At 58.7% G+C, this 17,500-nt stretch carries 16 protein-coding genes, 1 tRNA gene and 2 pseudogenes; 11 read left to right on the top strand and 8 right to left on the bottom strand.

Annotation, left to right across the window (positions count from 1 at the left end; all coding sequences use genetic code 11):
• Window positions 1-20: 20 nt before the first annotated feature.
• Entirely contained in the window at window positions 21-158 is a 138-nt protein-coding gene (gene rpmH / locus PAF20_RS10090) for a 50S ribosomal protein L34 (protein ID WP_147097266.1), read from the bottom strand.
• 257 nt (window positions 159-415) lie between these two features.
• Here rpmH and PAF20_RS10085 point away from each other — a divergent pair, with 257 nt between their 5' ends.
• Together PAF20_RS10085 and PAF20_RS10080 are read left to right on the top strand one after the other, a co-directional pair.
• On the top strand, window positions 416-1,840 hold the full coding sequence (locus PAF20_RS10085; protein WP_271070530.1) for a sensor histidine kinase: 1,425 nt from the start codon (window positions 416-418) through the stop codon (window positions 1,838-1,840).
• Between the two features lie 50 nt (window positions 1,841-1,890).
• Window positions 1,891-1,967 (top strand) — tRNA-Arg (locus tag PAF20_RS10080).
• A gap of 920 nt (window positions 1,968-2,887) precedes the next feature.
• Here the strand turns inward: PAF20_RS10080 and PAF20_RS10075 are convergent.
• Window positions 2,888-4,231, bottom strand: a pseudogene (locus PAF20_RS10075) (IS1380-like element ISPme1 family transposase); the annotation flags it as partial.
• Window positions 4,232-4,330: 99 nt separating this feature from the next.
• On the opposite strand from PAF20_RS10075, the gene PAF20_RS10070 reads away from it, so the two are divergent.
• The 3 genes from PAF20_RS10070 (at window position 4,331) to PAF20_RS10060 (ending at window position 7,559) form a co-directional block, all read left to right on the top strand.
• Window positions 4,331-4,729, top strand: a complete 399-nt coding sequence (locus PAF20_RS10070; RefSeq protein ID WP_271070529.1) for a hypothetical protein — start codon at window positions 4,331-4,333, stop codon at window positions 4,727-4,729.
• Window positions 4,730-5,366: 637 nt separating this feature from the next.
• The gene (locus PAF20_RS10065) at window positions 5,367-5,831 is read left to right on the top strand and encodes a hypothetical protein (protein ID WP_271070528.1); all 465 of its coding nucleotides are present in this window, start codon (window positions 5,367-5,369) and stop codon (window positions 5,829-5,831) included.
• A gap of 171 nt (window positions 5,832-6,002) precedes the next feature.
• Window positions 6,003-7,559, top strand: a complete 1,557-nt coding sequence (locus PAF20_RS10060) for a winged helix-turn-helix domain-containing protein (RefSeq protein ID WP_271070527.1) — start codon at window positions 6,003-6,005, stop codon at window positions 7,557-7,559.
• Window positions 7,560-7,637: 78 nt separating this feature from the next.
• Here the strand turns inward: PAF20_RS10060 and PAF20_RS10055 are convergent, their stop codons facing one another.
• On the bottom strand, window positions 7,638-8,069 hold the full coding sequence (locus tag PAF20_RS10055; RefSeq protein WP_271073357.1) for a hypothetical protein: 432 nt from the start codon (window positions 8,067-8,069) through the stop codon (window positions 7,638-7,640).
• A gap of 467 nt (window positions 8,070-8,536) precedes the next feature.
• Between PAF20_RS10055 and PAF20_RS18950 the strand changes: the two are divergent.
• Window positions 8,537-8,703, top strand: a pseudogene (locus tag PAF20_RS18950) (transposase); the annotation flags it as partial.
• A 7-nt stretch (window positions 8,704-8,710) separates the two neighbouring features.
• Here the strand turns inward: PAF20_RS18950 and PAF20_RS10045 are convergent.
• Genes PAF20_RS10045 through PAF20_RS10030 form a run of 4 tightly spaced genes read right to left on the bottom strand, consistent with a single transcriptional unit; the run spans window position 8,711 to window position 11,292 of the window.
• Complete coding sequence (locus PAF20_RS10045; protein WP_271070526.1) at window positions 8,711-9,349, bottom strand: nicotinate-nucleotide adenylyltransferase; 639 nt, start codon at window positions 9,347-9,349, stop codon at window positions 8,711-8,713.
• A 44-nt stretch (window positions 9,350-9,393) separates the two neighbouring features.
• The gene (locus PAF20_RS10040; protein WP_271070525.1) at window positions 9,394-10,407 is read right to left on the bottom strand and encodes a GGDEF domain-containing protein; all 1,014 of its coding nucleotides are present in this window, start codon (window positions 10,405-10,407) and stop codon (window positions 9,394-9,396) included.
• Window positions 10,407-10,976, bottom strand: a complete 570-nt coding sequence (locus PAF20_RS10035; RefSeq protein ID WP_271070524.1) for a heme NO-binding domain-containing protein — start codon at window positions 10,974-10,976, stop codon at window positions 10,407-10,409. Before PAF20_RS10035 ends, PAF20_RS10040 begins: the two co-directional genes overlap by 1 nt.
• Window positions 10,977-11,022: 46 nt before the next feature.
• A complete protein-coding gene (locus PAF20_RS10030; protein ID WP_271070523.1) occupies window positions 11,023-11,292 on the bottom strand; it encodes a DUF3572 family protein in 270 nt (89 codons plus the stop codon).
• Between the two features lie 75 nt (window positions 11,293-11,367).
• On the opposite strand from PAF20_RS10030, the gene PAF20_RS10025 reads away from it, so the two are divergent.
• The 4 genes from PAF20_RS10025 to dacB all read left to right on the top strand — a co-directional run bounded on the left by PAF20_RS10025 (window position 11,368) and on the right by dacB (window position 15,391).
• The gene (locus PAF20_RS10025; protein WP_271070522.1) at window positions 11,368-12,702 is read left to right on the top strand and encodes a GGDEF domain-containing protein; all 1,335 of its coding nucleotides are present in this window, start codon (window positions 11,368-11,370) and stop codon (window positions 12,700-12,702) included.
• A gap of 153 nt (window positions 12,703-12,855) precedes the next feature.
• Window positions 12,856-13,266: a DUF983 domain-containing protein gene (locus PAF20_RS10020; RefSeq protein WP_271070521.1), complete on the top strand. Its 411-nt coding sequence runs from the start codon at window positions 12,856-12,858 to the stop codon at window positions 13,264-13,266.
• A complete protein-coding gene (locus PAF20_RS10015; protein WP_271070520.1) occupies window positions 13,263-13,970 on the top strand; it encodes an NUDIX hydrolase in 708 nt (235 codons plus the stop codon). The genes PAF20_RS10020 and PAF20_RS10015 overlap by 4 nt, the downstream gene beginning before the upstream one ends.
• Complete coding sequence (gene dacB / locus PAF20_RS10010; RefSeq protein WP_271070519.1) at window positions 13,967-15,391, top strand: D-alanyl-D-alanine carboxypeptidase/D-alanyl-D-alanine endopeptidase; 1,425 nt, start codon at window positions 13,967-13,969, stop codon at window positions 15,389-15,391. The genes PAF20_RS10015 and dacB overlap by 4 nt, the downstream gene beginning before the upstream one ends.
• Here dacB and PAF20_RS10005 read toward each other — a convergent pair.
• Window positions 15,382-15,810 (bottom strand): tellurite resistance TerB family protein, encoded by a 429-nt coding sequence (locus PAF20_RS10005; protein ID WP_271070518.1) that lies wholly within the window; start codon window positions 15,808-15,810, stop codon window positions 15,382-15,384. The two genes, dacB and PAF20_RS10005, sit on opposite strands and share 10 nt — an antisense overlap.
• An 86-nt stretch (window positions 15,811-15,896) precedes the next feature.
• Here PAF20_RS10005 and PAF20_RS10000 point away from each other — a divergent pair, with 86 nt between their 5' ends.
• Window positions 15,897-17,477: a lysine--tRNA ligase gene (locus tag PAF20_RS10000; RefSeq protein ID WP_271070517.1), complete on the top strand. Its 1,581-nt coding sequence runs from the start codon at window positions 15,897-15,899 to the stop codon at window positions 17,475-17,477.
• The last annotated feature ends 23 nt before the right edge of the window (window positions 17,478-17,500 follow it).

The following is a 17,500-nucleotide window of genomic DNA, read 5'->3' as shown; positions in this document are numbered from 1 at the left end:
GCCGGTATGCTTTCGCCGGATCAGGCCGACAGGCGCTTGCGGCCCTTGGCGCGACGACGGTTCAGAACCTGACGGCCTGCCTTGGTCGCCATGCGGGCGCGGAAGCCGTGGCGACGGGTGCGGACCAGGTTAGACGGCTGGAACGTGCGCTTCGACATCTTCGTTTCTCCACTTTGCGGGCGCGGAAGGTCTGGGTGATGGGTCAGAAAAACCCGTCCCACGCGACCGCGTCGGTTAATTCGAAGCCCGCGCAATAGGGCAAGCCCGCGCCTGAGTCAACGACGCAATCACCCAAATTGCGACAAAAACCCGCGAACGATGCGGCCGGCAGCACAATGATTTGTATTTGCCCCTGCCTGGCACTAGGTGTTGCGTTTGGGTGGTAACGGATCGCTCGTAAAGAGATCTGTCAGGAATGTCGATCGACACGCTCTCAGGCCGGTTTGCCGCGCTGACGCTGCTTTTTGTGGCGTTGGCCGAGATTTTTGTGCTGATCCCCGCCGTTTCAAACTTCCGTCTGGATTATCTTCAGACGCGGCTTGAGAAGGCGCAGATCGCGTCTCTGTCTCTGCTGGCGACTGACGAGAACGAGAATATTGCAGCCGAACTTGAATCGGAGCTACTGGCCAATGCCGGTGTCTATAACGTGGTCTTGCGTCGTGACGATGTGCGGCAACTGGTGCTGTCATCGCCTCTGCCGGGGCCGATTGTGAACACCTTTGACCTGCGCAGTGATTCCGGCCTGTCCGCGGCAGCCGATGCCGTCGGACAATTTTTCAACCGCGAAGATGAGGTGATCCGCGTGATCGGCGCGCCCGTCAATCACGCGGGCCAATTGATCGAGATCACACTCTCCACCGGCCCGCTTCTGGCCGCGATGGAGGAGTTCGGGCTTCAGGTCCTGATCTTCTCTGCCGTCCTTATTGCCCTGACGGCGGCACTGCTGAACCTTGCCGCGCAACGCCTGATCCTGAAACCAATCCGTCGCGTGATTTCTCATATGGCCAATTACGCCGATGCGCCCGACGATCCTCGACTTATCATTACGCCCGATGCGCGCATAACCGAGGTGCGAGAGGCGGAAACCGCCCTCGCATCCATGCAGACGACGGTGACTCAATCGCTCAAACAGAAAGAGCGGCTTGCCGGGTTAGGACAGGCCGTGGCCAAGATCAGCCACGATCTGCGCAATATCCTGACCACGAGCCAGATTTTTGCCGACCGGCTGGAGGACAGCGCCGATCCGGCTGTCCGGAAGGCCGCGCCAAAGCTGGTAAACTCTATTTCACGCGCGGTGAACCTGTGTGAGACGACGCTGGCCTTTGGGAAGGCAGAGGAACCCGCGCCGACGCTTTCACGCTTTGCGCTTCGTGACCTGGTTGATGAGATTACAGAGGCAGAGACCCTGCTGTCCGAAGCCACCACAGGGGCCGGGTCCGTCGATTTCGTGGTCGATGTCAGCCCCAACCTTGTGATCCGCGCGGACCGCGATCAGCTTCATCGCGTCATGTCGAACCTTATCCGCAACGCACGCCAGGCCATCGAGACGACGGGTGAAAGCGGCACGATAGAGATTGCTGCCTCGGAAGACGATCAGGACTGGCGCATTCGCGTGGGCGACACCGGACCAGGACTGCCACAGAAGGCGCGCGACTACCTGTTCCAGCCATTTACCGGCGGTACGCGCAAGGGTGGCACGGGTCTTGGCCTTGCCATCGCTGCCGATCTCATCCGTGGCCATGGCGGTAAACTGGAGCTGACGCGCACCGACGAAACGGGAACCGAGTTCTTCATTACGCTTCCACGCGGTGCACTGATAGAAAATCTCTCGACGGAGTAATTTTGCCCTTGCGCTCCCCTTGGGCTACAATTAGGACAGCGCCCTACAGCGGACCCGTAGCTCAGCTGGATAGAGCACCAGACTACGAATCTGGGGGTCGGGCGTTCGAATCGCTCCGGGTCCGCCATTTCCTGAACCATCCTTCAACATATTTCTTCAGTTTCCTAGCAACGGCTACGGTGATGCCACATGTGTGGCTCCCGTCTAACGATCAGGCGATCAAATGAGCCGTGCCTGGTTCGGCAATCGAGACACGCTTTTGCGTGAGCAATTGTGTCGAGGGGCGAATCACGCCTCTAAGCGATTCTCATTTGAATTATTTGTTTTTAGTGAGGATAGATGTCCGTTGTCCCTGCGTTCGCTAATTAAAGTGCAAATTAATTGATTTTTTGATTTTTGACTGAATATCTTGTTGATTTGAGGAAAGGTTTGCGAAAAATAAATTAAAGACATTTTTGTCTTCTTGATTTTGGTTTGTGTTGCCAGATTTCGCCTAACGAGTCTGTTGTAGACGCAGTAAGAGTATTTAACGTCAGTTGATGCTGTTAAACTCATGCAACGTGGGGTAGAATTATCCAAAGATAAATGTCAGATTGACGCAATATTTTGGATAAAATTTTTAAAAAAGTCAGGCAGGCTTACCTAGCAATAAGTTTTTGAATTATTTAATAAATATATATTTTAATATACTGATATATAAGGAAAATTTGTATATTGGCGAGTTTTTGCTTAAACATTGAATAATAAGCGAGATATTGCTAATCGTATTTTATGGAACGGCGCTGTGCCGATCCTTAGTGAGGAGTTAGTCAACCGACATTCCCCAAGTGGCCTGCCGCTTGACTTCAAGATCGCCTGATTTTGCTCGCTGGGCAAGCGTTTTTCGCCCCGAGCGGTGTCTGTCGTCGCGCAAACGGCCGAAGTCGGGTGGATCAAGCCTCGAACCCGCAGCATTCTGGCCCGGCAGAGCCGCTTTTCCGCGCGGCAGACGGACCTGTCCTGCCGCTTTCGTTCAGCTTGGGCATGGATCGTGGTCGGGCGCATTGACGGAGGCGTTCGAAGACGGCGGATGGCGGCAAGGACGGCCCGCACCATCGGGCCGGTGACGGCGACCTCGGCCAACTGGAAGGTAATGGCGCGGGCGTGGCGGACGACGCGGGCGCCGATCTTGATCAGCTTGAGTTGCAGGCTGGTCAACGACCAGTCCGCCATGGCCTCGGGCAGTTCGATGCAGCGCAGGAAGGTTGCCAGGTTGTAGGCCAGCGCGTGCAGTTGCAGCCGCACCTCGTTGTGCCGGAACTTCCGGCATGACAGCCGCGTCCAGCGAAAGGCATATTTGCCTTCCTTGATGTGCTGCTCTGCGGTGCCGCGCTGGTTGTAGAACCTCACCACCCAGTCTGGCTCCATCGGCAGGTTGGTGACGATGAAGCCGACTTTGGGGAACAGCTCGCCCGGATGCCATTCGATCTTGGCGATGACGCGGCGCGGCTTGTCCCAGGACGCCGCCTGATACTCGAAGTCCTCGAAGAACCGTTTGACCTTGGTCAGCGAAGGCCGTCCCACGGGCCGTGTCAGCCGATGCGCGATCTTCTCGCGCAAGACGGCGTTGGCGGGCAGACGGATGGCGTAGAAGAACCTGGCTTCTTCCAGCCGCATATAGATCGCGGGGATCGCGTAGGCAGCGTCGGCCCGGAAGAAGCGTCCACCAAGGTCGCGGCCAGCATATCGGGCAATGACGGGATCAAGGACATCCCGCCAGCCATCGGCGCTGTGGACATTGCCGTTACGCAGGGCGCAGCGCTCCAGCATGCCAAACTGGTTGAACAAGAAGATGGGGTGATAGCAGGTGCAGTCGAAATGCCCGTTCCAGGCAGTACCTTCCTGATCGCCGTGGGTGGGGCTGACCGAGCTGTCCATGTCCAGCACGATGTATTTCAACCCGTTGCGGTCATGAAACCGGTCGATCCATTGGCCGTTCAGATCGGCCAGCGCCGCCCGGTTCGCGGCCAGAGCCAGCGTCTCGGTCTCGAACCGTCCCATCTGCGATGCCGAAGCAGCTTGCGCCTCGACGGCCCTGCCGCCAACGACCTGACGCATCACGGGATCGAGGGCCAAGCGGTCGGCATCGTTCACATCCTCGTATCCGGCCAGTCGTCCGAACACCGATTGCCGGAACAATCCGTCAAGCCGATGGAGCGTGTTCTTCCCGGTGCGGCTGTCTCGCAGCGCCTCCGACGCCAGATTGGACAGGCCGAGCACGTCATCAAGCTCGCGCATCACCAGCAGGCCACCGTCTGAACTGATCTGCGCACCACGGAACTCCAGACGCACACGGCGGTCGAAATCAACCCGATCTCCCCGCGCCAAGCCCGCACCCTCCAGGTGATCCATGAAACGCGCCCCTCGCAGCCGTCAACGCCATGATTTATATGCGAAATATCACGATTACGACAGCGAAATCAGCGACTTACTTGGAGAATGTGGGGTCAAATGCAGAAGTTTATCATTGCTGCCACTGCAGTTTTTCTGACGGTCGGTGCCGCTTCGGCTCAGGCTGTTTTTGGAACCGGTTCTTGGTCCGGCTCTGAAAGCGGCGCTGCGTTCAGCGGTCAAACCTCGGCCGGAACAGTCTTGAACGGCGTGGCAAGTGCAACGAACACCACTGAAATGGCTATGGGCTCGACCGGTTCAGCAGTCGGTTATACCGGCCTTGGTTTTGGTGGTGCAATCTCCGGCTCGGCCTCGGGTACCACAGTAAATGGCGGAGTCAAAAATGAGTCTACCGGTGGCTCGTTGGGCTTCGGCGCATCGTCTGCAAGTGGCACCTATGGCGGCACCAACGGAAGCAACGCTGGTGCCTTTGGCGGTTTCGGCTTCAAGTTTCCGTAATCAACGGTGTCAGACTTAGGCCTGCGTAGCTGGGCTTAAGTTGGCCGGGGTGGGTGTCCGAACGTACCGGCTCCGGCCTTCTTTACCACCTCTTCGTTCGGGGGGGAGTTGTAGTAATATGTGTACTTATATCAGAAGTAGTGTATCGGCGCTCGTCGCAACAGCGTCAATCCTGGCAGTCTTGACCGTATCCTCGCTGCCTGCACAAGCGCAGACAGCAGTCAGTGGCTCGAATTCCAACTCGTCGAGTTCCGCAAAGGTGAAAAGTACGGCGCAGTCGTATTCCTCATCTTCAAGCGGACCTTCAAGCTCTTCGAGCTATAGCGGCGGTTCAAGCTCTCAGGCTTCGGGCGGCACGTCGAATGCCCGCTCGTCAAGCGGCAGTTCAAATGCTCAGGTCTATCTGGACCAGAGGGGACGAGCCGTGACCCAGACCAGTAACCAGCATAGATATAGCGGGTCTTACGAGGTCCGAACAGCGCCGGCCGTTCAGGCGCCATCGATGGGCTCTGGCCATCCATGCGGTCTGAGTGGAAGTATCGGGATATCCATAATTGGTGGCGGCGCATCCGCCGGTGTCTCACAGGTCGACGAGGCTTGCCTTCTTGCGCAGATGGGGCAGGGACAGGCAGCGCTGATGATGATCGCGACCAGGGATCAAGCTGCATGTGTTGCCCTTCGCCAGGTAGGCAGCATCCCGTCCAGCAGCATCTGCTCTCAGGCAGAGCGGCGTGAAGCAGAACGTGTACAAAGGGAGCTGGACGCTATTGCCTCGGCGCCAGCCCCAGCGTTTGCGGCACCGGCACCAGCGGCATTGGCTTCAATTGCAGACTATGTGACATGTTCGCGCAATGACAGTGGCCAACTGGTAGCACGCAAGCGAGGCAATGGACCGTTCAGTGACGATGAAGTTGCCCAGTATTGTCGAGATCAGAACATACAAGTGGCTTCAATGAGCTTTGTCCAACAGAAACCTGCAAAATCTCTTGCGGATTATGTCACGTGCTCGCGCAACGAGAGCGGACAACTTGTCGCCCGCAAGGCGAGAGGGACGCCGTTCAACGACGAACAGGTCGCTCAATACTGCCGCGATCAGCAGTAAAGCAAATTTCTGCCGCAGGATCACCCCTGCGGCAGTGCCGTTTCGGTCAGAACAGATCTCCTAACATTTAGCCGTTAATTTTTGGTTGAGTCTGAGACAGGAAATTAGTAAAATAAATCAACTCTGGTACGTGATTTGACTTGTTATAACGATCTCAACTTTCAGCCTGATATGCTCATCGCGAAGCGCGATGATGGCACGTCAATCCGATTGTCAAAGCAAGAGCATGCACTTCTTCTTCGGTTCATCAGGGAACCTAACACACTTATAACGCGAGAAGAGCTGCTTAAGTGCCTTAACGGTAGCGGCGGTGTCCTGTCCGAGCGGAATATCGACTATCTGGTCAACCGTTTGCGCAAAAGGCTTGGTGACAGCGCAAGGGATTCCCGTTTTATCGCGACACGTTACGGCGTCGGTTATTCCTGGGTAGCGAATCCGGTCAAACCAGAGCCGGTTTCTGCGTTCCTGTTAATCGGTCCGGTTTATGGAGACAACGCTCATACCGAAGCCGTCGGGGATTTTCCCGATCAGCTAGCAGCGGCAATTTCTTCAGCTCTCGGTGGTCATAAGAAGGTTGTTTCCTCGCCGGGGTGGGAGCCCGATCCCCACGGTCTCGATAAACTTGGCTTCATCCTCGACGTGAAAGTGCATGAGGAGGGCGGGCAAGTACATCTGGCAATGACTTTGCGCGAAGGATCAACGAGACGAGTGATCCAGAGCTTTCGCCGCATCGTACGTCAAGGCGAAGAGCTACAGCTCATCGAAGATATTTCTTGTCAGGTTGTCTGTTCGGTTTGGCGTGACACGACACTCGCCGACGGCGGGCCAGAGGCTGCGGTGATCATGTCGTCTGATGAAAAGACTGAATGGTACGGGTCTGCGGCACGGATTCAATCCGAAAAATCGATACTGCCTGTAGGCGCAGAAGTTTCGGTCATGCAGGCGCTCAACAAGTATGAAACGCTGATCCGCAGCGTTCACGGAGCGCCCATAACCGATGACAAATGGATCGCGCTTGAGACGGAAATAGAGGACCATGTTCTGCGGGCATTGCCCGATGCACATGATAATCCCCGGCTCCTTTTGTCGATTGCCAGGCTCCTTCGTTTTATCGATCGCGGCTATCTTGCGCTTGCCGGAAGGATTACCGAAGAGGCGTTCAGGCAAAGTGTCGCATTTGACGAAGTTTTCGCTCTGAGAGGTCAGATCGAAGCAAGCAGGGGGCAGCTTGAGGCAGCTGTGGCCATCTATGACCAGGCCATCAAAATGACAGAGCCTTCCTCGCGAACCCATATCCATCTGCTTGTTCTTAAAATTATCGCGCTGCAAGCTGGCGAGGACCGTTCGGCGGTTAGGCAGACCGTAATGGATCTGAACAATATCGTTCCGGTCAATCAACTGATCTTCGGGCTTTTCCTAGTGCCTCTGAAAGCAAGGCAATTGAATCCAGAGACAGAGTCCAGCTTTTCTAGCATGTCTCCCGACGATGGCCGGCATCTTTCGCGCTATCTTTTTCGCGCATGGGCACGACAATTCCGCAAGCCGGAGCATCAGGAGAATATCGTCAAGGGCTTCACACACCACCTTCTACGGCATCATGGCAGCAAGGCTGTTGATCAAGAGATCACAAGGCGATTTCCTGATCTGATTGCTTCGACCGCCGATGGACATTCGATCAGTCACAGTTTTCACAGGCAGAACGGCACCGCACTTCGCCCCTACGGCTAAGCTCAACAGCGGTTTTCAGACTGCTTGGGCCATTTCGTAACAGAGGCTCGGATTCGATTAATGCTCTATTCTGACGTGCTACTGAAATAGTCTCCGAGCGGGAAAGATTTTCTTTGATCTCGGCTTTTCTGTCCGGTCTCGCTGTCTTTGGTGCTGCCGGTGTGTGTAGCCCGCAAGGTTTTTCATCGTCCCGCAACCAGTAGTCTCGGCGGCCGGGTGAGGTTGTTGGGGAGAATTGTCAGCGCGAAACGGGAGCGCGCCCTTTCGACGCTGCAATGGACTGTCGAGCCACCCCTCGATGGTATTGGACCAGCCGAACGCCTCTTTGATCCGTTTGCAGAGCCTGATCGACAGGTCGTAGCCCCCGCGCCGGGGCGGTCCGCAGGAATGGCGTTGGATGATGTCCCGCACGGCGCGTCGTTCGGCATTGCCATTGGTCTGGGTCAGATTGCCCTGCACCATCAGTTCGTCGCGGTTCCCCATCAGCGCATGGCCGATGCAGAACAGCATGGTCCCGGCGCCCGGGGATTTCGTGTAGATGTGCTCCAGACCGAGGGACTGTCCGTATGTCTGGTCCGCCGGAATTATCATGACAGACAAACCTATGACAGCGACGCTCTGTGCAAGGCCATCTCAGACAAGGGCGCCATCGCGGAACCCATCGCGGGCGATCAAAATACCCACGCGCACGTCATCTCTACACCCACAGGCATCCCGTGGAACGCTGCTTTTCCAAGCTCAAACATTTCCGAAGGTCGCAACACGAGACGAAAAGACCTCCAAAAAAGACCTCGCTGTAATCACCATCGCCGCAATCGTCCTGTGGATCAGTTAACTGTCCACAGAACTTAAAGCGCGCATTGAAGAAGATGCTCGAAGAACCAAAAGAGAATAAGCCCGCCAAGGATTGAACGGGCGCAGGATTTTGAGCGCGATCAGATCACGGCATTCGGACTATTTGCAAAATATATGATCGCCGTTCGTCTTATCGGGTGCAGCGGGAGTTTCCGCATGTCCGCAAACGCTATTGGGGCTGCTCGTTTGGTGCAGGGGCTATTTCTCGACGATCAACGGCGTCATTAACGAAGATATCTTACTTCAGTACCTCGAAAAGCACATTGCCGATTCTGCCCGCGCAAGCCGGGAGTCGTTCAGTCGTCGCCTTTCGTGCCCGCACCCTTTGGCGCGTCACCCGCGACGATCCGGGCCGCGCGGATGGCACTGGATGACACATCCGACATTGGCATATTGACCATCACCCATGCGGGGGGCTTTGACGCAGCCAACAGACCAGCCCGCCTTGCTGGCAAACGCGCAGATGCCATAACCCGCGCCGCTTTCGAAAGCCGCGCCGCCAGACGTGAACCCGGACGGCTCAGCACGCCGATTGGCACCCGGTCAGCGATCTCGCGCCAACGCTCCCACTGGCTGAACTGCACGAGGTTGTCCGAGCCCATGAGCCAGACGAAATCGAGCGTTGGATAAAGCTTTTGCAGCGCGGCGATGGTATCCACAGTCTTGCGGGTGCCCAGTTCCGCCTCGATCCCCGTCACCTCGACGCGCGGATCGTCCATCAACCGCCGCGCATAGGCGATCCGGTCCTCCAGCGGGGCCGGCTGATGTTCCTTCAGCGGATTGCCCGGCGTGACCAGCCACCAGACCTTGTCGATGCCGAAACGCTTCAGCGCCTGCTCGGTCAGCAGCACATGCCCGTCATGCGCGGGGTCGAACGATCCGCCCAGCAAGCCGACTTTCTGACCGGCGACCGCAAATGGAAACCCTTGTTTCATGATGCCGCTGTAGGTCGGTGCGGCAGACGGCGCAAGGGCCTGCCTCAGCGCATGGCGCCGGACATGTCCGCCCCGTGCAGGCGGATACAGCCGCGACCGCTTCTTTTGGCGGCGTAAAGCGCCATGTCTGCGTCGGCCAGAATGTTCTCAGCCGAAATCGTGCCGTACCGGTCCGACATAGTCGCGCCGATACTGGCCGAGACGCGGCATTGATGGCCATTCACGTCAATCGGCTGCTGCGTGGCATTTATCAGCCGTCGGCCCAGCTGGTACAGCGGGGCTTCGGAAACCATGCCCGGCAGCAGGATCAGAAACTCATCCCCGCCGACTCGTGCAATGGCATCTTCGGCCCGCGTCTCGCGGCGCAAGATATCGGCAATCCGGCACAGAACGGCATCGCCCGCAGCATGACCGAAGCGGTCGTTCACATCCTTGAACCAGTCTAGGTCCAATTGCAGCAGCGCAAATTCCTGCCTGCGTTCCCCGGTGGCAGAACGATCAGCGATTGCGCGGCCAAAGGCAACATCGAAACCACGCCGGTTCAGCAAGCTGGTAAGCGGGTCGGTGAAGGCCTGAATCTCCGCCGCCTCGCGTGCCTCTTCAAGGCTAAGGCTGTGGCGCGCAAGCTCGGACCTGATGGCCTGGTTAGACTTGTGCAGATACAGCATCTCAATCGCCAGTTCGTTGGCGGCGAAATCGGCATCGGTCAGGTCGTAATTCGCAATCGCCTCTATCACCCCGATGCCTAAGCCCAGATTGACCAGCACTTCGCCATTCGGCAGTTGCGATACCTCGCCACGCAGAGGCGGCAGCGAGCTTTCCTTGATTCCAAGGAAGATCCTTACACCTTCGCAGGCGGCCCTGTTGAGCGCGGCCATAAAGTCGGCCTCTGGCGGGGCGCGACGAAGTTCGAAAATCGCCCCGACGGTCCGCGCGCGCCCGATCATCTTACGCAGTGTCGGCCCGCAGGAACGGATTTCGCCTTCCGGCCCGACCAGAAGATGCATGGGCATAAGCATCGCCACACGCTCTACCGCGATAGACATTCCAGCCGTCATCACGTCGCCCAAAACTGCTGTACAAGGGAAAAATCGTTGCCTTCAGCAAATTCATCATCTGCAATGCTGACACTGAGGCAGCCGTCGTCTTCCTCAACGATGGCGAGCACGCCGTAGTCGTCGGCCATGCCGCGCAGAAAACCGGCAAGCACCGGATACCAGTCGGAATCCTCTGCCGCCAGACGCAACAGATACTGGCGCGGACCCGTCACGCGTGTGGCGATGCGCGGCAGGTTGAGGCCGGGCAGCACAACCCTTCCGCGATCATGCAGGTCGTCGAGTGACAACACGAAATCTTCAAAAGAAGAACCGCTGAAGCGCATCACATGACGCACGCTGTCCAGCCGTGGTATCCATCCCCCGATATCCTCCAGCAGCTCATCGCGGTTCAGCTTCAGGACCTGACTGGCGGTCTGTATCAGTGCATAGGCGACCGCGCCGGAATAGGTGCGCAGCAGCATGGTGCCACGCCTGTCGATGCCGGCTTCGGCCGATACATCTGCCCAGACCCCGTCGCCATGTCGGGCGCGAAGGAAAAGTTCGATACCGCGGATGATGAAGCCGTGCATGCTGCCTCCGTTTGGGATCAGCTAGCACGCGAAGTTTAAGATAGCGTCAATCCCGCCGCGCAAGGAGGCGCGCGGCCATGCCGATTTCGCTTGCGGCAACGCCTATTGCATCCGCGCAATCCATGACGCGATCGTCGGATTCGGTGACAAAATCCATAACGAATTCATGCACACCCGGATTGCTGACGATTTCGCGAAGCTGATCGGGCGTCATCCCGCTTCGGCCCATCAGGCTGCTCAGAAGTTCGGGCTCTTGAAGGACATGCAACAGCAGCTTTTCGGCAAGGTCGCGGGCCTGAGTTTCAGATGTCGTCATGGGTGCTGTCCGGAAAGATTCTTTTAACCAGTTGATGCGAAATTGCCCGCGGAAGAACTGCGAGGCAAGCCGGTCATGTTGGGACGAATGATGGTAATCGACAGCGATGTATCGTCGCGTTTCGCATTGAAGGCCCGGCTGGGTGCGGCGAATCATCGTGTTTTGACCGCCGCCAGCGTGGCAGAGGCGCTGCCATTGGCGACGGATGTCAGTGCTGTTCTAGTACGCAATGTTGCATCATCCGCGCTTGCGGCAGATATCGCGGCGTTGAAACGGCGGGTTTCTGTTCCGGTGATTGCTATCTGCGATTCCCTGCAGCGTCAGGACGCGTTTCGCGCCGGGGCGGAGTATGTCCTCGACAGCGCGTGCCATGATTCGGTTTTGCGTGCGCGGCTGCGTTGTTGGCTGGCACCGGCAGGCGGCCTTGGCTGGGGTTTCGCAGAGCCGGCTGCGGAGTTCGTGCCCCCCGATCAGATCGCATTGCTGACCGGCGATGCGGCTCTTTCTTCCGAGTGGCGGCGCGCAGTAAAAGCCGCTACCGGGCAAGGGTTGGCGGTGCTGACGCAAAGCTCATTGACAGAGCGGATGCCGATGTCGCTTGCGGCGGTTCTGGTTGATGGTGGAATGACGGGCGAGGGTTTGCAAAACATGGCAGATCTGCGCGCGCGTCTGGCGGCGGAGGGGCGCGGCACGGCGCTTGCGTTTCTGCAGCGCCATCCGGGGAGTGATCAGGAAACCCGCGCGTTGGAAATCGGCGCGGCAGAGGTGCTGCCCGCCGATCTGTCCGCCGATCGTCACCGGGCAGAGCTGGCGGCGCGGCTGGGCAATCTGCTGCGACGCGGGTTGGAGGGTGAGCGGCGTCATTCTGACGCAAGGCTGGCCCGCCGGCTGGCAGCACTTGATCCGCTGACCGGATTGATCAACCGCCGCCAAATCACTGCCGAACTGGCGGCTGCGGAATCCTCGGACCACGGTTTCGGAATCCTGATGATCGATATTGACTGCTTCAAAACCATCAATGATCAGCACGGCCATGCGGCTGGCGATGCGGTGCTGACGGCCGTGGCCCGGACGCTGTCGAAAGAAGTTGCCGGTATGGGGCTCGTAGCGCGCTACGGCGGAGAGGAATTTCTTGTTCTGCTGCCCTCAGCCTATGAGGCGGAGGCGGTTTCTCTGGCGGAGCGGATCCGACATCGCGTCTCGGCGCAGCCGGTGCCGGCGGATGGGCTGACCGGCCCGACGCAGGTGTCGGTTTCCGTGTCAGTCGGCGTTGCTGTCAGTGATCAGGTCTCACACGCGGATGGACAGCTTGTGCAGAAGGTCCTGCGAAAGGCAGACGGGGCGCTGCTGGCTGCGAAGGCCGCTGGGCGCAACCTGGTCATGATGTCCAAACAGATGCATGCCGCCTGAGAAATCTGCTGGGGCGCGCGCGTTGCCCCGGCCCCTTCGCAACAGCATTTTCGACAGGTCACCGGTGCGGCATAACAGCCTGAACCCTGATTACTCTGGCCTGATGCGGTCGGAATAGCTATGTGTTCTTGCACTATCTGGGCGGAGCAGGGCATGACGCGGATGAATACGATCGACGCAGAAGAGCGGCCAACGGGACTTGCCATGCGCCGGGGTGCGATGCGCAAATGCCCGGCCTGCGGCAAGGGTGCGATGTTTGAGGGCTACCTGAAAATCCGCGACCGGTGTCCGGAATGCAACGAGGCGCTGCACCATCAGCGTGCGGATGACGGCCCGGCCTATCTGACGATCCTGCTTGTCTCGCATCTGGGTGCGCCCTTGTTGCTTTGGGTTTTCCTGACCTACCAGCCTTCGCCGATTTCAATGCTGATCGGGTTTTCACTGGGTGCGGTCGTGCTGTGCCTGATTTTTCTGCCGCTGATCAAAGGTGCGATGGTTGGCGCGCAATGGGCGCGACGGATGCACGGTTTCGGCGGACAGGAAACGAACGAGGCGATGCATTGACGGCTGCTGGTGCTGCGCGCGATTTGACCGCGTTGCGGGACGCGGCGACCGTTGTGCTGGTGCGGCGCGGCGTGGATGGTCCATCAGTGCTGATGGGGATGCGCGGTGCAAAGGCGGCGTTCATGCCGTCGAAATTCGTCTTTCCAGGCGGTGCAGTCGATCCCGAGGATGCCGGAACCGCACTGGCGGCAGAGCCTGACACTGCAATCACCGCTCGGCTGCAGGCTGAGGGGCGATCCGAAAGCAACGTCACGCCGCGGCAGATCCTCGTCGCTGCCCTGCGCGAACTGGCCGAGGAAACCGGCTTGCTGATCGGTAAGCCCGGACAAAGTGACATGACAGGTTATAGAGAGGCCGGGCTGGTGCCGGATGCCAGTGGCTTGCGCTATGTCTTTCGCGCGATCACGCCGCCGGGACGCCCGCGCCGTTTTGATGCGCGGTTTTTCCTTGCCGATGCAGCGACGGTGCATGGTGACAGCGACGATTTTTCGCGCGCCTGTGACGAGCTGTCGCATCTGCACTGGGTGCCAATGGCAGAGGCCCGTAGACTGGAACTTCCGTTCATAACAGAGGTGGTGCTGGCCGAATGCGCAGCGACTGTCGCAGCTTCTGGTGATGGCCCTTTGCTGGCACCAGCATCTGTGCCGTTTTTCGACAATCGTGAAAACCGCTCGCGCTTTATCCAGATCGGCAGCGAAGAATGAGCCTGACAGATTGGCCGGACCGTCGCACATTCCTTGGCGGCGCTGCAGGCGCATTGCTGGCGGGCAGCGTGGCAGCGCAGGTGCCAGCCTTTCATGGGCTGGCGGAGCCGCCGCCGCGCAAACCCCCGCCGCGACCCGGCGCATTGATAGCAGATGCTGCGCTGAATGCAGAGGTCGACTATGCGGTTTTTGACCTCTCCGGCCAATTGTTGGAGGCGCGGGGCGCGGATCGTCCTGTCGCGCCGGCGAGCACGCTCAAGGTTCTGACATCTTTGTTTGCGCTTGACCGGCTTGGGGCAGAGGCTCGGTTTGAGACGCGGGTCATGCGCTTGGGCGGCGACCTCGTTCTGGTTGGCGGGGGCGATCCGACGCTGGACACCGACCGCTTGGCCAATCTGGCAGATTCGACCGTGAAGGCATGGACGGGCGACGCGCCGCTTCGGTTCTTGGTCTATGGTGGTGTCTTGCCCACCATTGCCGAGATATCGCCCGAGCAGGCAGATTATCTGGCCTATAACCCGTCCGTCTCTGGCATGATGCTGAACTTCAACCGCGTGCATCTTTCCTGGAAAGCGGGTGGGGCGGATATGTCGCTTCAGGCGCGTGCCGCCCGCAACAGCCCGCCGGCTTACTCTATCCGCGCGGCGGCCGGGGCGCAGGGGCCGTTGTTTTCCTGGCGGCAGGACGGCGATCGAGAGGTGTGGTCGGTCAACCGCGCCGGTCTGCGCCGCGCTGGAAGCCGTTGGCTTCCCGTGCGTTTGCCAGAGCTTTACGCCGGGGACGTCTTTCAGACCCTCTGCCGCGCGCGCGGTCTTGTCCTGCCTACGCCGCAGGTAACAAACGAAGCGCCGGACAGAGCGGCGCAAGTCGCTATTGTCGACAGCGCGCCGCTGCGGGACATCCTGCGCGATATGATGGAATATTCGACCAACCTGACAGCAGAAGTCGTGGGGCTGCATGCAAGTGGGGCGGCGGACCTTGTCGGTTCTGCGCAGGCGATGCAGCGGTGGGTGGAAGAGCAGGGCATCACCGGGCTGGACCTGCGCGATCATTCCGGCATGTCGCCCCATACGCGGGTGACTGCGCGGGGTATGGCGCAGGTGATCGCCGAACTCGGCAGCCGCGATGATCTGCGCGGGCTGATGAAGCATGTCGGTCTGCAGGATGCGCGTGGACGGGCGGCGGACGGGCAACTGCGGCTGGAGGCAAAGACCGGCACTTTGAATTTCGTGTCTAATCTTGCTGGCTATGGGACCCTGCCGGGACGGGGCGATGTGATTTTTGCGACCTTCATCAGCGATATGACCCGCCGCGCTGCGACCGAGGGGCAGGAACTGCCAGACGGCGTTATCACATGGACGCACCGCGCCAAATACCTGCAGCAGCAACTGGTCGATAGCTGGATTCGCCGTTATTCCTGAAGCGTGCGGTGGCGAAGCTGTGCCGACAGCTCGATCGCGGCGGAATTCAGGCGGCTGACATTAAGCTCATACCGGATTTCGCGCAGTAATTCGGCCTCATCATCGGTCAGGCGGCCATCGGCGGCGGCGACGTCGCAGGCCAGGGCATAGGCGGTTTCATAAAGCCGTTCGGGCAGGGCGTCGCGGACCAGGCCGAACAGGGCGTCCAGCCCGTCCTCTTCCTCGAACAGGGACATGACCGTTTGCGATACGGCGCGGATGCGGTCGGCGTCATAATCCGCAAAGACCGGCATGTGGTTCACCATCCGCTCTATCGCGACCAGTTCCGAGGTGCGGATGTTGGTATCGGACACGGAAACCGCAACCATGACAGAGATCAGTGCGTCGCAGGGCGAGAAAGAAGAAAGTTCGAGAGTCACGGTTCCATCCTGTGTTTGAAGCGAAAATATTGACGATTGCCGGAGGTTTCAATAAGCCGCCATCGACCCCATCAGGAGAGACGACGATGACCACCCTGCGCGATGCCGCAATGACCTCCAAGGCCTGGCCCTTTGAAGAGGCGCGCCGGGTGCTGAAACGCTATGAAAAGAAGGACCCCGAAAAGGGTTTTGTGCTGTTTGAGACCGGCTATGGCCCCTCTGGCTTGCCGCATATCGGCACGTTCGGAGAGGTGGCGCGAACGACCATGATCCGCCGCGCGTTCGAGGTGATTTCCGATATTCCGACCAAGCTGGTCTGCTTTTCCGACGATATGGACGGGATGCGCAAGGTCCCGGAAAACGTGCCGCAGCAGGAATTGCTGAAGGCGAATTTGCAAAAGCCGCTGACTTCGGTGCCCGATCCGTTCGGCGAATTCGACAGCTTCGGTGGCCATAACAACGCCATGCTACGGCGCTTTCTGGATACGTTCGGCTTCGAATATGACTTCATGTCGGCGACCGAGTTCTACAAATCCGGCGCGTTCGATGCGACGCTGCTGATGGCGGCAGAGCGTTACGATGACATCATGAAGATCATGCTGGCATCCCTGCGAGAGGAGCGCCAGCAGACCTATAGCTGCTTCCTGCCGATCCATCCCGAGACCGGGCGGGTTCTGTATGTTCCGATCAAGAATGTGGATGCCGCGAAGGGCGAGATTACTTTCGACGACGAAGATGGGCGCGAATGGACGCTGCCGGTCACGGGCGGTCAGGTGAAGCTGCAATGGAAGCCGGATTTCGGCGCACGCTGGGCCGCACTGGATGTCGATTTCGAAATGTATGGCAAGGATCACAGCACCAACACGCCGATCTATGACGGCATTTGCGAGGTGTTGGGCGGCAAGAAGCCCGAACATTTTACTTATGAGCTGTTCCTGGATGATCAGGGCCAGAAGATAAGCAAGTCCAAGGGCAATGGGCTGTCTATTGACGAATGGCTTACCTATGCGGCAAGTGAAAGCCTGTCCTACTTCATGTATCAGAAACCCAAAACGGCCAAACGGTTGTGGTGGGATGTGATCCCGAAGGCTGTGGACGAATATCATCAGCAATTGCGGGCCTATCCCGATCAATCACCCGAACAGCAGCTTGCCAACCCGGTGTATCATATCCACCGTGGGCAGGTGCCTTCGTCAGATATGGTGGTGCCGTTCGCGATGTTGCTGAACCTTGCCTCGGTCGCCGGGGCCAAGGATAAGGAAGGGCTGTGGGGCTTTATCCGTCGCTATGCGCCCGATGCTTCACCTGAGACGCATCCGCAGCTTGATGAAGCAGCAGGTTATGCTGTGCGCTATTTCGCGGACTTCGTCGCACCCAACCGCACCTTCCGCGCACCCGATCAGAAAGAGCGTGCGGCCTTGGAGGATCTTGCTGCGCGGTTGGCAGCATGGGATGCGCCCGCCGATCCTGAAGAGCTGCAAAGCATGGTTTTTGCTGTTGGCAAGGAACACGAATTTGAGCCTCTGCGGAACTGGTTCCAGGCGCTGTATCAGGTGCTGCTAGGGGCCGATCAGGGTCCGCGCTTTGGCGGTTTCATTGCGCTTTATGGCGTTGCGGAAACGCATGAGCTGATCAACCGCGCCCTGAATGGAGAGCTTTCTGCCTGAAGGGCCAGGCGTTGCGTCGTGCT

This window comes from Paracoccus albus (genome assembly GCF_027913035.1).
Lineage (GTDB): Bacteria > Pseudomonadota > Alphaproteobacteria > Rhodobacterales > Rhodobacteraceae > Paracoccus > Paracoccus albus.
The sequence above is the reverse complement of the archived record's forward strand: the minus strand, read 5'-3'. Positions and strand labels throughout refer to the sequence as shown.

Coding starts and splice junctions, on each gene's coding strand:
- rpmH (WP_147097266.1), bottom strand. CDS start 158: ATGTCGAAGCGCACGTTCCAGCCGTCTAACCTGGTCCGCACCCGTCGC.
- PAF20_RS10085 (WP_271070530.1), top strand. CDS start 416: ATGTCGATCGACACGCTCTCAGGCCGGTTTGCCGCGCTGACGCTGCTT.
- PAF20_RS10070 (WP_271070529.1), top strand. CDS start 4,331: ATGCAGAAGTTTATCATTGCTGCCACTGCAGTTTTTCTGACGGTCGGT.
- PAF20_RS10065 (WP_271070528.1), top strand. CDS start 5,367: ATGATGATCGCGACCAGGGATCAAGCTGCATGTGTTGCCCTTCGCCAG.
- PAF20_RS10060 (WP_271070527.1), top strand. CDS start 6,003: ATGCTCATCGCGAAGCGCGATGATGGCACGTCAATCCGATTGTCAAAG.
- PAF20_RS10055 (WP_271073357.1), bottom strand. CDS start 8,069: ATGCTGTTCTGCATCGGCCATGCGCTGATGGGGAACCGCGACGAACTG.
- PAF20_RS10045 (WP_271070526.1), bottom strand. CDS start 9,349: ATGAAACAAGGGTTTCCATTTGCGGTCGCCGGTCAGAAAGTCGGCTTG.
- PAF20_RS10040 (WP_271070525.1), bottom strand. CDS start 10,407: ATGACGGCTGGAATGTCTATCGCGGTAGAGCGTGTGGCGATGCTTATG.
- PAF20_RS10035 (WP_271070524.1), bottom strand. CDS start 10,976: ATGCACGGCTTCATCATCCGCGGTATCGAACTTTTCCTTCGCGCCCGA.
- PAF20_RS10030 (WP_271070523.1), bottom strand. CDS start 11,292: ATGACGACATCTGAAACTCAGGCCCGCGACCTTGCCGAAAAGCTGCTG.
- PAF20_RS10025 (WP_271070522.1), top strand. CDS start 11,368: ATGTTGGGACGAATGATGGTAATCGACAGCGATGTATCGTCGCGTTTC.
- PAF20_RS10020 (WP_271070521.1), top strand. CDS start 12,856: ATGACGCGGATGAATACGATCGACGCAGAAGAGCGGCCAACGGGACTT.
- dacB (WP_271070519.1), top strand. CDS start 13,967: ATGAGCCTGACAGATTGGCCGGACCGTCGCACATTCCTTGGCGGCGCT.
- PAF20_RS10000 (WP_271070517.1), top strand. CDS start 15,897: ATGACCACCCTGCGCGATGCCGCAATGACCTCCAAGGCCTGGCCCTTT.